Source organism: Planotetraspora thailandica (assembly GCF_016863335.1).
GTDB classification, from domain to species: Bacteria; Actinomycetota; Actinomycetes; order Streptosporangiales; family Streptosporangiaceae; genus Planotetraspora; species Planotetraspora thailandica.
This window is the reverse complement of the sequence record NZ_BOOR01000002.1, coordinates 14576-28454: the sequence shown is the minus strand read 5'-3', so window position 1 is coordinate 28454 and position 13879 is coordinate 14576. Positions and strand designations below refer to the sequence as shown.

General features: G+C 70.3%; 13 protein-coding genes. 2 read left to right on the top strand and 11 right to left on the bottom strand.

Annotated elements, in window-relative coordinates; translation table 11 throughout:
• Positions 1 to 18 precede the first annotated feature (18 nt).
• Complete coding sequence (locus tag Pth03_RS00145; protein WP_239118648.1) at positions 19 to 462, bottom strand: Rieske (2Fe-2S) protein; 444 nt, start codon at positions 460 to 462, stop codon at positions 19 to 21.
• A gap of 162 nt (positions 463 to 624) precedes the next feature.
• The gene (uvrA, locus tag Pth03_RS00140) at positions 625 to 3465 is read right to left on the bottom strand and encodes an excinuclease ABC subunit UvrA (RefSeq protein ID WP_203941975.1); all 2841 of its coding nucleotides are present in this window, start codon (positions 3463 to 3465) and stop codon (positions 625 to 627) included.
• Between the two features lie 274 nt (positions 3466 to 3739).
• On the opposite strand from uvrA, the gene Pth03_RS00135 reads away from it, so the two are divergent.
• Both Pth03_RS00135 and Pth03_RS00130 read left to right on the top strand, forming a co-directional pair.
• Positions 3740 to 4579, top strand: a complete 840-nt coding sequence (locus Pth03_RS00135; protein WP_203941974.1) for a maleylpyruvate isomerase family mycothiol-dependent enzyme — start codon at positions 3740 to 3742, stop codon at positions 4577 to 4579.
• A gap of 29 nt (positions 4580 to 4608) precedes the next feature.
• Positions 4609 to 5253 carry an MBL fold metallo-hydrolase gene (locus tag Pth03_RS00130; protein ID WP_203941973.1) on the top strand — a complete coding sequence of 215 codons (645 nt, stop codon included), beginning with the start codon at positions 4609 to 4611 and terminating at the stop codon, positions 5251 to 5253.
• A 57-nt stretch (positions 5254 to 5310) separates the two neighbouring features.
• On the opposite strand, the gene Pth03_RS00125 is transcribed toward Pth03_RS00130, so the two are convergent.
• From Pth03_RS00125 to murJ, 9 genes are all read right to left on the bottom strand, one after another.
• A complete protein-coding gene (locus Pth03_RS00125; RefSeq protein WP_203941972.1) occupies positions 5311 to 6597 on the bottom strand; it encodes an RNA polymerase sigma factor in 1287 nt (428 codons plus the stop codon).
• 47 nt (positions 6598 to 6644) lie between these two features.
• Positions 6645 to 7019, bottom strand: a complete 375-nt coding sequence (locus Pth03_RS00120; RefSeq protein WP_203941971.1) for a YciI family protein — start codon at positions 7017 to 7019, stop codon at positions 6645 to 6647.
• Between the two features lie 33 nt (positions 7020 to 7052).
• Complete coding sequence (locus tag Pth03_RS00115) at positions 7053 to 7754, bottom strand: DUF998 domain-containing protein (protein ID WP_203941970.1); 702 nt, start codon at positions 7752 to 7754, stop codon at positions 7053 to 7055.
• Between the two features lie 125 nt (positions 7755 to 7879).
• Positions 7880 to 8176, bottom strand: a complete 297-nt coding sequence (locus Pth03_RS00110) for a hypothetical protein (RefSeq protein WP_203941969.1) — start codon at positions 8174 to 8176, stop codon at positions 7880 to 7882.
• A gap of 136 nt (positions 8177 to 8312) precedes the next feature.
• Positions 8313 to 9176: a CDP-diacylglycerol--serine O-phosphatidyltransferase gene (gene pssA, locus Pth03_RS00105; protein WP_203941968.1), complete on the bottom strand. Its 864-nt coding sequence runs from the start codon at positions 9174 to 9176 to the stop codon at positions 8313 to 8315.
• Positions 9163 to 9834, bottom strand: a complete 672-nt coding sequence (locus tag Pth03_RS00100; protein WP_373318465.1) for a phosphatidylserine decarboxylase — start codon at positions 9832 to 9834, stop codon at positions 9163 to 9165. The genes pssA and Pth03_RS00100 overlap by 14 nt, the downstream gene beginning before the upstream one ends.
• A 121-nt stretch (positions 9835 to 9955) precedes the next feature.
• A complete protein-coding gene (locus Pth03_RS00095) occupies positions 9956 to 10951 on the bottom strand; it encodes a TerC family protein (RefSeq protein WP_203941967.1) in 996 nt (331 codons plus the stop codon).
• Positions 10952 to 11137: 186 nt separating this feature from the next.
• On the bottom strand, positions 11138 to 12259 hold the full coding sequence (locus Pth03_RS00090; protein WP_203941966.1) for a glycosyltransferase family 4 protein: 1122 nt from the start codon (positions 12257 to 12259) through the stop codon (positions 11138 to 11140).
• Positions 12256 to 13878: a murein biosynthesis integral membrane protein MurJ gene (gene murJ / locus Pth03_RS00085; RefSeq protein WP_203941965.1), complete on the bottom strand. Its 1623-nt coding sequence runs from the start codon at positions 13876 to 13878 to the stop codon at positions 12256 to 12258. Before murJ ends, Pth03_RS00090 begins: the two co-directional genes overlap by 4 nt.
• Position 13879: the final 1 nt, after the last annotated feature.

Sequence of the window (13879 nt, the reverse complement as noted above, 5' to 3'; positions counted from 1 at the left end):
TCACGCCGGGCGCGCACATCACGCCAGCGTGATGTCGCCACCGCTCACTTTGATCTGCTTGGTGGGCAGCGGCGCCGTGGCGGGACCGTTGACCACGGAGCCGTCCTTCACGCTGAACCTGCTCCCGTGACAGGGACAGTCGATCGTGCCGTTCGTGATGGCGTCGACCGCGCAGCCCTGGTGGGTGCAGACCGTGGTGAACGCCTTGAACTCCCCTGCCGTCGGCTGGGTGACGACGACCTGCTGGCTTTCGAAGATCTTGCCGCCGCCCACGGGGATGTCCGCGGTCTTGGCGAGCGCACTGCCTGCCGCACCCGCGTCCTGAGGCGCATTCGCAGCCGGTGCGCCGCCGGCCGAGGTGCCTGCGCTGTCGGCGCCGTTGGCGCCGCACGCGGTCAGCGCCACGGCCAGACCGGCCCCTCCCGCTCCGAAGAGCATCGCTCGGCGGGTCGTTTCCGTCATGATCGTCCTTCCTCTATGCCGACAGGCCCGGGCGTAGGTCCGGCCTCATATGGTGACGCGTCACCTTATGCCGTCTACTACGGATCGCATCCCGGGCCTGGTTCACCATTGCGGATCAAACCGGCAAAATATGAACGATCACACACCGCGCTATGAAGCAGGTCACAGCGCCAGAATCTTCCGCAGGAACAGGCCCGTGTGGCTCTGGTCCACCACGGCGATGTCCTCCGGTGTGCCCGTGCCCACCACGGTGCCGCCTCGCGAGCCCCCCTCGGGGCCCATGTCGATGATCCAGTCGGCCACCTTGATGACGTCGAGGTTGTGCTCGATGACGATGACCGTGTTGCCATTGTCGACGAGCCGGTTGAGCACGCCCAGCAGGCGGCTGATGTCCTCGAAGTGCAGGCCCGTCGTCGGCTCGTCCAGCACGTAGACCGTGCGCCCCGTGGAGCGCCGCTGCAGCTCGGAGGCGAGCTTGACCCGCTGGGCCTCGCCACCGGACAGAGTGGTCGCGGGCTGGCCGAGCCGTACGTAGCCGAGACCGACGTCGTTGAGCGTCTGCAGGTGGCGGCGGATCGCCGGGATGGCCTCGAAGAAGTCCAGTGCCACCTCGATGGGCATGTCGAGGACCTCGGAGATCGTCTTGCCCTTGTAGTGGACCTCCAGCGTCTCCCGGTTGTACCGGGCGCCGTGGCAGACCTCGCAGGGCACGTAGACGTCCGGGAGGAAGTTCATCTCGATCTTGATCGTGCCGTCGCCCGCGCACGCCTCGCAGCGACCGCCCTTGACGTTGAAGCTGAACCGGCCGGGCAGATACCCCCGGATCTTGGCCTCGGTGGTCGCCGCGAAGAGCTTGCGGACGTGGTCGAAGACCCCGGTGTAGGTCGCGGGGTTGGACCTCGGCGTGCGCCCGATGGGCGACTGGTCGACGTGCACGACCTTGTCGACCAGGTCGGTGCCCGTCACCCGGGAGTGCCGCCCGGCGACGGTGCGGGCACCGTTCAGCTCCTTGGCGAGCGCGTTGTAGAGGATGTCGTTGACCAGGGTCGACTTGCCCGAGCCCGAGACGCCGGTCACGGCCGTGAAGACGCCCAGGGGGAACTCCACGTCCACGCCGGTCAGGTTGTGCTCGCGCGCGCCCTTGACGACCAGCTGCCGCTTGCGGTCGCGCTTGCGCCGCTTGGCCGGTACGGCTATCGCCTTACGACCGGACAGGTAGGCGCCGGTGAGGGACTGCTCGCTGGCGAGCAACTCCTCCACCGTCCCGGACACGACGACCTGACCGCCGTGCTCGCCGGCACCCGGGCCGATGTCCACCACCCAGTCGGCGGCGGCGATCGTGTCCTCGTCGTGCTCCACCACGATCAGGGTGTTGCCCATGTCGCGCAGCCGGATGAGCGTTTCGAGCAGGCGCTGGTTGTCGCGCTGGTGCAGGCCGATCGACGGCTCGTCCAGCACGTACAGCACGCCGACCAGGCCCGATCCGATCTGGGTGGCCAGGCGGATGCGCTGCGCCTCACCGCCGGCGAGCGTGCCCGCGGCCCGGTCGAGCGTGAGGTAGTCCAGGCCCACGTCGAGCAGGAAGCCCAGCCGCGCGTTGATCTCCTTGACCACCCGCTCGGCGATGTGCATGTCGCGGTCGGACAGGCTAAGCGCGGCCAGGAACCTCGCGCACTCCCCGATCGACATGCCGGAGACCTCGGCGATGGAGGCGTCGCCCACGGTGACGGCCAGGGACACCGGCTTGAGACGGCGGCCCTTGCACGCGGGGCAGGGAACCTCGCGCATGAAGCCCTCGAACCGCTCGCGGCTGGCGTCGCTCTCCGACTCGGCGTGCCTGCGCTGCACCCAGGGGACGACGCCCTCGAAGTTGGTGTAGTAGGACCGCTCACGGCCGTACCGATTGCGGTAGCGGATGTGCACCTGCTCGTCGTGGCCGAACAGGATCGCCTTCTGGGCCTTCTTCGTCAGCCGTTCCCACGGGGTGTCCAGGTCGAAGCCCAGCGCGTTGCCGAGCGCCTCGATCATCCGGACGAAGTAGTCGCTGGTGTGGCCGGCCGACCACGGGCTGATCGCGCCGTCGCCGAGCGTGCGCTCCGGGTCGGGCACGACGAGGTCGGGGTCGACCTCCATGCGGGTGCCGAGGCCGGTGCACTCCGGGCACGCGCCGAAGGGCGAGTTGAACGAGAACGAGCGGGGTTCGAGCTCCTCGAACGACAGGTCGTCGTAGGGGCAGTAGAGGTGCTCGGAGTAGAACCGCTCCCGGTTGGGGTCGCCCTCGGGGAGGTCGACGAAGTCGAGCGTGATCGTGCCTCCGGACAAGCCCAGCGCCGTCTCCACCGAGTCGGTGAGCCGTCGCCGTGCGCCGTCCTTGACCGCGAGCCGGTCGACGATCACCTCGATGTCGTGCTTCTCGTACTTCTTGAGCGTCGGCGGCTCCTCCAGCCTGACGATCGTGCCGTCGACCCTGGCCCGGGCGAAGCCCTTCGTCTGGAGCTCGCGGAACAGCTCGGCGTACTCCCCCTTGCGGCCGCGTACGACCGGGGCGAGCACCTGGAACCGGGTGCCCTCCTCCAGTTCCAGCACGCGGTCGACGATCTGCTGCGGGGTCTGCCGGGCGATCGGCCTTCCGCACGTGGGACAGTGCGGCTTGCCGATGCGCGCCCAGAGCAGACGCAGGTAGTCGTAGACCTCGGTGATCGTGCCGACGGTCGAACGCGGGTTGCGGCTGGTCGACTTCTGGTCGATCGAGACCGCCGGGGACAGGCCTTCGATGAAGTCGACGTCGGGCTTGTCCATCTGCCCGAGGAACTGCCTGGCGTAGGCGGACAGGGATTCGACATAGCGCCGCTGACCCTCAGCGAAGATCGTGTCGAAGGCCAGGCTCGACTTGCCGGAGCCCGAGAGCCCCGTGAATACGATCAGCGCGTCTCGCGGGAGATCCAGCGAGACGTCCTTCAGGTTGTGTTCACGTGCGCCACGCACGATCAGGCGGTCAGCCACGGTGGTCCCGATAGGTCGATGGAGTCAACAGGAGGTGCACGGGCAAGCTATCCGGAGCCACCGACAATTTCGGGGGCGTCTTCCGGTGGCCCGGGGCGGGCGGCCGCTGAAACGTCTCCAAAGGTCGCGTTCCCCGGGGTCACGCCCCCACACATCCAGGGTATGAGTTCCGTCAAACTCGCGCCCTGTAGTCGGGCCGGAAACCCTTCCAATAGAACCCCTCCGGCCGGTTCCCTCTTCCCGTACGGCCCCCGCGGTGATCCATGATTGCCGTATGTCCGCCATCGAGCAGCTCCAGGCCGAGCTGGCCGCGTCTACGAGCCGGCTGGTCGCCACGGCTGCCCGGCTCACCGCCGACGACGTCCGCGCCCCGTCCCGGCTGCCCGGCTGGACCCGTGGTCACGTCCTGACCCACGTCGCCCGCAACGCCGACGGCCTCGTCAACCTGCTGACCTGGGCCAGGACCGGCGTCGTGACGCCTCAGTACCCCACCCCGGAATCGAGGGCGGCGGAGATCGAGGCGGGAGCCGTACGGCCGGCCGGGGAACTGCTCGCCGACGTGGAGCAGAGCGCCGAAAGGTTCCTCCGCGCCTGTGAGGGCATGCCGTTCGACGCCTGGTCGGCGATGGTGACGGCGTTGCGTCCGCCGGACCATCCCGCCTGGTACGTCCTGGCCCGCCGTCTCCGCGAGGTCGAGGTCCATCACGTCGATCTCGGCGCCGGGTACGGCTGGGCCGACTGGCCGCAGGCCTACATCCGGCGCGAGCTGTACGACACCATGCTGTCGTGGCCGCACGGACAGGGCCCGGTGAGCACGATCGTCTCCCGTGAGCCTCGCGGGGACGGCGAGCACGTCGAGGTCTGGCGGGGCCTCGGGCACGGCCCGGCCGTACAGGGTCCGCCGGGGGCGCTCGTGGCCTGGCTCACGGGCCGCTCGCCGGGGCACGGCCTGACCGCGACGGCCCTCGATCCCGACGGCCTGACCGGGACGGACCATCCGGACGGCTCCGGCCGGGGCGACACCCTGCCGTCTCCGCCTCCGTGGCTGGTGATGCCGGCTCCGCCGAACCTGCCCGCCGAGCCGCCGTCCGCATGGCCGCCCGTCCATGACTAGCGTGAGCCGTACAGGATCTTAGGAGGACCATGAGCTACACCGGAGACGTCGCCAAGGGCGGCCCCGCCGATGTGCGAGAGCTGCCCGGGCTGACCATTTCCAAGATCGAGGTGGGCGACTTCGGCAACAACGCCTACCTGCTGCGGTGCACGGAGACCGGGGACGGGCTCCTCATCGACGCGGCGGCCGAGCCCGACCGCCTGCTGGAGCTCATCGGCGATCGGCCGATCAGCTCGATCGTGACCACCCACCGCCACCAGGACCACTGGCTGGCCCTGGCGGACGTGGCCAGGGCCACGGGAGCCGAGGTGGTCGCCCACCCGCTGGACGCCCCCGAACTGCCGGTGGAGGCCACCCGCACGGTCGGGCACGGCGACACGCTGAACGTGGGCGAGGCCACGCTCGACGTCGTCCACCTGCGCGGGCACACGCCCGGATCGATCGCCCTCGTCTACCAGGGGTCGCACGTCTTCACCGGCGACTCGCTGTTCCCCGGAGGCGTCGGGAACACCCAGAAGGATCCCGAGCGGTTCAACCAGCTCTTCACCGACGTGGTGGAGCGGATCTTCGACCGCCTGCCCGACGAGACCTGGGTGTATCCGGGCCACGGCAAGGACACGACCCTGGGCGCGGAGCGCCCGTCGCTGCCGGAATGGAAGGCGCGCGGCTGGTGACCCTCCCCTGACGCCACAGGTCTTCTCAAGGCCGCGTGCCCGATCCGGGGCACGCGGTCAGCCGGCGGGTGTCCCGTTCTCACAGCCGGCGGCGCGGCCCAGGAAGAGGGCGCGTTCCCGCTCGTTCCGCGTGAGCGCCGCCGCACGTTCGAACTCGCGCCGCGCCTCCTCCGGCCGGCCGAGCCTCACGAGAAGGTCGCCTCGTACGGCCGGCAGATGGGGGTAGGCCGCGAGCGCCGGCTCGGAGACGAGCGCGTCGGCGATCGCGAGGCCTTCCGCGGGGCCTGCGGCCATCCCGACCGCCACCGCCCGGTTCAGCTCCACGACCGGGGACGGCGAGACGTGGGCCAGCACCCGGTAGAGGGCCGCGATCCGCTCCCAGTCCGTCGCGTCCGCCGACGCCGCGCGAGCGTGGCATGCGGCGATGGCGCCCTGCAGGGCGTACGGGCCGAACCTGCCGCCGAGCGCCTCGGCCCGGTCGATCGCCTCGAGCCCCCGGCGGACGAGCAGCCGGTCCCACAGGCGGCGGTCCTGGTCGAGCAGCAGAACGGGTTCGCCGACGGGGCCGATCCTCGCACGCAGACGCGACGCCTGGATCTCCATCAGGCCGACGAGCCCGTACACCTCCGGCTCGGCGGGCGCGAGCCCGGCGAGGATCCGGCCCAGCCGGAGCGCCTCCTGGCAGAGCGCCGGACGCGTCCAGTCGTCCCCCGCGGTCGCGGCGTATCCCTCGTTGAAGATCAGGTAGATGACCTCGAGCACCGATGCCAGCCGGTCGGCCAGTTCGTGCGGCGCCGGCAGCTCGAACTCGACCTTCTGGGCGGCGAGCCTGCGCTTCGCACGGACGATCCGCTGGGCGACCGTCGGCTCCGCGACCAGGAAGGCCCGTGCGATCTCCTCGGTGGTGAGCCCGCCGAGCAGGCGCAGCGTGAGCGCCACCCGCGACTCGGTGGGCAGAACGGGATGGCAGGCGGTGAAGACCAGCCGCAGCAGGTCGTCGCCGATGTACTCGCCGGCCGCGGCGTCGGGTCCGGGTTCCCCCTGCTGCCGGACGTCGAGATCGCGGCCGATCTCCTCGAGCTTCTGGGCGTACCGCGTCTGCCGGCGGAGGACGTCGATCGCACGATGCTTGGCGGTGGCCATGAGCCACGAGCCGGGGTTGTCGGGCACGCCCGACTTCGGCCACTGCTCGAGGGCGACGACCAGCGCGTCCTGCGCCAACTCCTCGGCCAGACCGACGTCCCGGACGAGCCGGGCCAGCCCGGCGATCACCCTGGCCGCCTCGATCCGCCAGACCGCCTCGATCGCGCGGTGGGTGGCGCGGAGCGGATCGGCAGCCGTCATGGCCACCGATCCAACCACGCGAGACCCGGGCTGCGGAGGCGGGGGCCTCAGGCCGTGGGAGGCCCGAAGTCCTCCGGGCCCATGACCTTCACGACCGCGGATTCGCCCTCCCAGCCGTTCCACAGGTCACGGTGCAGCTTCATGAAGCGGGAGGCCCACTCGACGGCCTCCTCCCTGGACCGCACCTCGTACAGCGCGTAGCTGATGAGCTCCTTCGCCTCGGCGAAGGGCCCGTCCGTCACGCTCAGCCGGCCTCCGGTGAGCTCGACCAGTGCACCCGACGCGCTGGGGGCGAGCCCGGCGGTGTCGAGCAGCGCGCCGGCCGCGGTGGCCTCACCGCCGAGTTTCATGATCGCCTCCATGAGCTCGGGAGGCGGCGGGGTGGACGGCTGCTGCGCCTTCAGTAACACCAGGTAACGCATGATCCCTCGGTTCTCTTCGATGTCCGGTCGATGTCAGCCGCGCGCGGCCCTGCGGTAGAGATGGACCGCCACCGCCGAGATCCACGCGCACACGAACACGACGGACGCGGTGAAGGCCAGGTTGAGCGTCACGTTACCGCCGCCTGACGCAATACCGGCGAAACCGGCGAAGAACACCAGGCCGGTGATGCGGGAGAACGCCGCCCATCCCCCGCGGCGCTCGGCGGAGAAGCGGGCCGCGACCACGAAGCAGGCCGCGATCAGGCAGGCGAACCCGATGCCGCCCACGACGAAGTGGAGGGTTCCGTGCCAGGTGACCTCGCCGGGGGCCTCCGGAGTGCCCACAGGAAAGCCCATCGCGGGATCCGCGCGGAACACCCCGGCCGCCGCCGTCCCGGCGCCGTACATCGCGACCAGCCGTGGCGCCCATGCGCCCCCTCGCCCGGGGCGGAGGAAGCGTGCGAGCCCGGCCGCGAAGGCGATGGTCATCAGCCCGGTCACCACGAGGTCGGCCGACTGGATCCAGCCCAGGTCGCCGTTCTCGAGCAGGCTCCACGCATGGCGGGAGAAGTCGAACCCCTCCCGGGTCAGCCCCTGGATCACCGAGGTCAGCACGTAGATCGGCCCGGCGATGACTCCGTAGGCCAGCAGGCTCTTGGTGACCCGCGTCGCCGGGTCACATCCCGCCGCGACCTGGGTGCCGCCGGTCCGCGCGCTCACGTGTTGTGCCGTCATGCCGATCCCCTTCGGTTGTGGGCCGCACGTTTCGGCCCTTCACCTGGGCCTCGAACGGGCGGCCCCGGAATCGACACATCGCGGGAAGTTTTTTCAGAAATCCGTACGGCGGGAGCCGGGGACGGCTAGGCGTCCTCGAGACCGGGATGCGGGCGCGACTCCCCTGTGGTGAAGACCTTGACGATGCGGTCGGCCGCGGCGGCGGGCTGGTCGGCGCTCTCCACCACGTCGCCCCACGACCAGCGGTAGAACCAGCCGTCGGAGAGTGCGACGCAGTCGACGGTCTCGGTGAAGAGGGCGGCGTCGGGGTCGCGGACCTTCAGCGAGGGCGGATCGGGGCGGAGGAACGCCTCCAGGCCCCTGAGCTCCAGCTCGCGCGCGAGTTTGCCGAGGAAGTACGTCCGGGTGTGGTCACGAGGCATGGCGACCAGGGCTCCGTTGGACTAGGCGATCGATTCTCGTGAATTGAGAGCCTGGGCCCATCTGACGCTCATGCCCTGCCGACATGCCCGAGACGAAAGGGGCCGGCTGGACAGCGGCCCCTGTTCGCGACGGACGTCAGCCCACGCTCTCCGAGCGTCGTTCCCTGCGTTGCTGCTGTTTGAACATGAGAACGCGCAAGGGAATCGCCGACACGATGGCGATCTGCATGACGGCGCCCACGGTGATGAGCTGGTCGCCTCCGGCCAGGCGGGCCGCCCAGATGATCAGGCACGCCACGTTGATCATCATCCAGGCCAGGACGACGGCGGCCAGATTGCCCTTCGGCTTGGGGTACTCGATCCGGCTGACCATCAGCCAGGCGACCCCGATGATGCCGGCGATCGTGAGGTAGCCAGGCTGGAAGAGCAGGACGATCGACACCACGGTCATGGCGCCCATGGGAATCGGGAGTCCCATGAAGTCGCCGCTCTTCGTCTTCACGCAGGCGAAGCGGGCCAGCCGTACGACACCGGCGAGCAGGACCGAAGCGGCGGCGACCAGCACCAGCCACAGTGGCACCCTGTGGGAGAAACCACCCCAGATGACCACCATGAACGCGGGTGCGAAGCCGAAGCTGATCACGTCGGCGAGGTTGTCCAGCTCGGCGCCCATCGCCGACGCGCGGAACTTGCGTGCGACGAGGCCGTCGAAAAGGTCACAGGTGGCGCCCACCAGCAGCAGGACGACCGCGGTGCCGAAGAACCGGGGGTCCGGCTCGAACTTGCCGCCGGACTGCAGGTCGGTGATCGCCGACCACGAGAGCAGGCAGACGGCGAGGAAGCCGCTGAGGGCGTTGCCGAGCGAGAGCGAGTCGGCCGCCGACAGGCGGAAGGCCTTTCCGACGGGCCCGCGCGGCTCGTCGGCGAGCTCGACCTCCCTGCGTTCGTCCTCTGTGAGTCCCTCGACCGGCCAGCCCGCACCGAAGTCAGACGTGGTCAAGGCGTGTCACCCCCGCCACCGTCTTCTCCCCGACGCTCACGGCGGGGGCGATTCCCTCGGGCAGGTAGACGTCGACGCGGGAACCGAGCCTGATCAGCCCGACCCTGTCTCCCTGGGCCACCTTCGTGCCCGCAGGCAGGTACGGCACGATGCGGCGGGCCACGGCCCCGGCGATCTGCACCATCTCGATGTCGCCGAGCGCGGAGTCGAAGTGCCAGACGACGCGCTCGTTCTTGTCGCTGTCCTTGTTGAAGGCGGGCACGAACCCGCCGGGCACGTGCTCGACCGATGTGATCGTGCCGGCCACCGGCGCCCGGTTGACGTGGACGTTCAGCGGGCTCATGAAGATCGCCACCCGCGTACGGCCGTCGGCCCACGGATCGATGCTCTGGACGACCCCGTCGGCGGGCGAGATCACCCTTCCCTGACCGGGCACCCGCTCAGGGTCGCGGAAGAACCAGAGCATCCCGCCCGTGAGGGCCGCCAGAGGCACCGCGGCGAGCGCCCACCTCGGCGACCTTCGCGTGAGCAGGGTCGTGACGACCGCCGCCGTTGCGGTCGGCGCCAGCCACGGCGACACCCCGCGCGCAAGCCGGAGCCGACCGGAGCTTCCCGCAGTCTGTCCGACATCACGGGAAATTTCAGAATCGTTGGACACAGGGAACCTTTGTACTCTGTAGCGACTAGGGGCCGGTTTGCGTCTGAAATGACGATATTAGCGACCCGTCGGTCATTGCAGGGCACAACGAGACAAGCAAACGGTTTCCTTGCCGATACCGCTAGCCCTGTGGGGCTTCCTGACCCTGCGGGGCCTCCACCGGAGCCACCGGCTCGGCGCGGCGAGCCTTGATCAGGCTGGCGACCGTGGTCACCGCCATCGTGACTGCGATGACCGCCAGCGAAAGCCAGATCGGGATCTGGGGTGCCCAGGAGACGTCGCTCTCGTGCAGCGCCTCCAAAACGAGCTTAACCCCGATGAAAGCGAGGATGAACGCAAGGCCATAGCTGATGTAGACCAGGCGCTGCAGCAGCCCGCCCAGGAGGAAGTAGAGCTGGCGCAGGCCCATCAGGGCGAAGACGTTGGCGGTGAAGACGATGAAGGCGTCCTTGGTGAGCCCGAAGATCGCCGGAATCGAGTCGAGCGCGAAGAGCAGGTCCGTGGTGCCGATCGCGATCATGACGATCAGCATCGGGGTCACCATGCGCCTGCCGTTCACCCGCACGATGGTGTGCGAGCCGACGTAGTCGGGCGTCGTGGGGAACACCCGCCGCGCCCAGCGCAGCACGATGTTCTCGTTGAAGTCTTCCTCATCCTTGTTGTGGTCGCGGACCAGCGTGTAGGCCGTGTAGACGAGGAAGATCCCGAAGACGTAGAACAGCCAGCTGAACTGGGCGAGCACCGCGGCGCCGATGGCGATGAAGATGCCGCGCATGACCAGCGCGAGGAGGATGCCGACCAGCAGCACCTTGTGCTGATAGATCCGGGGGACGGCGAATCTCGCCATGATGATGTAGAAGACGAACAGGTTGTCGATGCTGAGGCTGTACTCGGTGAGGTAGCCGGCGAAGAACTCGCCTCCCGGCTGCACGCCTCCGAAGATCAGCAGGATCACGCCGAAGATCACGGCGAGTGAGACGTAGAGGCCGACCCAGAAACCGGCCTGGCGAAGGGAGAACTCCCTGGGTTCACCGCGATCGACGATCCACAGATCGATGGCCAGGACAACGATCATCCCGGCGATGACGGCGAACCATGCCCATACAGGAACGTTCAATGTAATGACCTTCCGGCGCGCGCGAACACACTGCCGGAGGTCTCTCCCGCCCTGCACGTGACGGACCGGCAGTCCCGGGCCCTGAGACCGTGATGACGAGACTGCCGCGAAGGGATACTCCCCCCCAACGCGCCCAGTATAAGGATCAGGCTTAGGATTACCTAATCCTGAGCGCTCGGCTTTCCGTCATCGCAGGTCAGAGCCCTTTGCCTGACGAGTGGGCAACGCCGCGTAGACGTCGAGGACCGCGCGCACGGCGTCGTCCTCGTCCGGCAGCCCCGCACCGCACCGCGCGGACGCCGCCCCCAGCCGCCGGGCCTCCTCCGGGTCGCCGAGCACGCGCCCGATCGCCTCGCTCAGCGCGGCGGCGTCGCCGGGGGGCACCAGGACGGCCGCCTCGCCGACCATCGCCGGGATTCCGCCCACACGGGTGGCGATGACGGGCTTGCCCGCCCTCAACGCCTCCTGGACGTTCAGCGGCTGCCCCTCCCAGCGGCTCGGCACCACCACCGCCGTCGCGATCTGGAGCAGATCGGGGGTGCTGGCCCAGCCGTACAGGAGGACGGGCAGTCTTCCCGCGTCGATCCTCGCCTGGAGCCCGGCCCGCAGGGGCCCGTCTCCCGCGACGACGAAGAGCGGACCCTGCTCGTACGGCACGGCCGCCGCGTCGAGCAGCGTCTCCAGCCCCTTCTGCTGGGCGAGGCGGGCGATCGTCAGCAACACAGGCCGGTCTTCCGGCAACGGCGTGCTGAGGAGGCCGGAGATCTCCTCCCGTACGGCTGCCGCGTCCCTGGAGGGGGCGGCGAGCGGCGGCGCGGGGACCACGGCGGCCCCGACGCTCCGGGCACCACGCGCACGCATCCGCTCGCCGATGTCCGGGGAGACCGCGAGCACGTGATCGGCACGCCGCGCGACGACGACTTCCAGCGCCCGGTAGACGGCGCCGATCGCACCTCCGACCGTGACGGCGTTGTGCAGGGTGACGACCAGTCCGGGACGCGTGCGGGATCCGGCCGCCGCCGCGGCGAGCGCGCCAGCCCGCAGGCCGTGGGCGTGCACCGTGTCCGCCCCCCGCACGACCGCCCTGAGCCGGGCGGCCGACTTCAGGTCGTTCACCGGATGGGGCCGGTCCGCGATCGGAACCTCCTCGAAGGCCGCACCCGCCTCGGTGAACCCGAATGTCTCCTGCGTGGCGGCAGGGCCGGCCACGACGACCTCGGCGCCGCCGGCGGCCAGACCGGCGGCCAGCATGCGGACGTGCCTGCCGACGCCTCCAGCGCTGGTCCCCAGCACGAGCACGACCTTCATGACGCGTCCTTCCCTGCGACCGCACCGCGCCGCACGCGGGACACCACGGCGGCCAGGTCTCGGCGGTCGACGGCGGCCACGACCAGCGCGCCCGCACAGACCGCCGCGGCTCCGGCGACCACCGTCACCGCCGCTCCGGCCCACGGCCCGCTGCCGCCGAGTGCCGCCACGACCCCGAAACCGGCCAGGAATCCGCAGACGCCGCCTGCGACGGCCGCGAGCATGGCTCGCGGCACACCCTGCAGCGCCCGCGCTCCCCTGGCCCGCAGCACCGAAACCAGGAGGAGCGCGCCTCCAGTCGTCATGCCCACCGCCTGGCCGAGGGCGAGCCCGCCGAGCTTCCAGCCGGCCGGGAAAACCAGGGCGAACGCCACCTGCGCGCCGATGACGACGAGCCAGCCGATGACCAGCCCGCGCGCGGCGGGCCGGCCGAGTCCGGAGGCATACAGCACCTTGCTCAGGTGGGCCATCAGCCCGTAACCGATGAGACCGGGCGCGAACAGCGCGATCGCGGAGGCCAGTTGCTCCGGCGGGATCTGCGTGTCCGCCTGCCCGAGGAACACCTGCGCAACCGGCCCCGCGACGGCGGCGAGCGCGCCGGCGGCCAGCCCGGAGACCACGACGACCGCGCGTGTGGTCTGCGCCGACAGCGCGGCGAACGCCCCGGCGTCGCCCGCCCGCGCGGCGAGCGCGGGGAACGCGCTGGTCGCGATGGGTACGGCGAGCACGGCGTAGGGCACCTGGTAGACGGCCCAGGCGTAGTTGTAGGCCGCGAGGGCGCCCCCGCCGACACCGTCGTTGGCCAGGGGGATCACGATCGCCATGGCCGCCTGCTGGGCGACGAGCGCGCTGAGCCCGGCCAGGGCCAGCCGCCGCACCTGTACGGCCACGCCGTCAGGGAAGCGCAGGGTCGGCCGCCAGGCCACGCCGAGCCGGGAGACCGGCCTGAGCACGGTGACGACGAGGGCGAGCACGCCCAAGGTCGTCCCCACGGACAACGCGAGCTCGGCGGGCCCGGGGACGCTCGCCGGGTCGCGGACCCCGCCGCTCAGCGGGCCGAACGACAGATAGGCGACGATCACGACGACGCTCGACACGAGCGGGGCCAGCGCCGGGCCGGTGAACCTCCGGTGCGCCTGGAGCACGCCGTAGAGGACGACGGCCAGACCGTACAACGGGATCTGGGGGGCGAAGGCCACCAGCATCCGCGTGGCGACCGCGACCACGGCCTGCGGGTCGCACCGGCTGACGTCGCGCACGAGCAGACCCATGACGGGCCCTGCGACGAGCGCCACCACCACGGCGAGCGGGACGAGCAGCACCAGGACCCAGGTGAGTAGCGCCGAAGAGATCCGGCCGACCTCCGCGCGCGCGTCGGGCTTCGAGCGGGCGGCGGCGAGCACCGGCACGACCATCCCGGCGAGAGCGCCGCCCACCACGACCTCGAAGACGATGTTGGGCACCTGGTTGGCGGTGTAGTACGCCGTGGCCAGGCAGTTGGTGCCCACCACGCGGGCGAAAGCGAACTGCTTGGCGAAGCCGGTGACACGGGCCAGGACCGTGATGAGGCCGATCAGGACGGCGGCCCCGGCGATTCCGCCGCCGATCCGCCTAAGCATG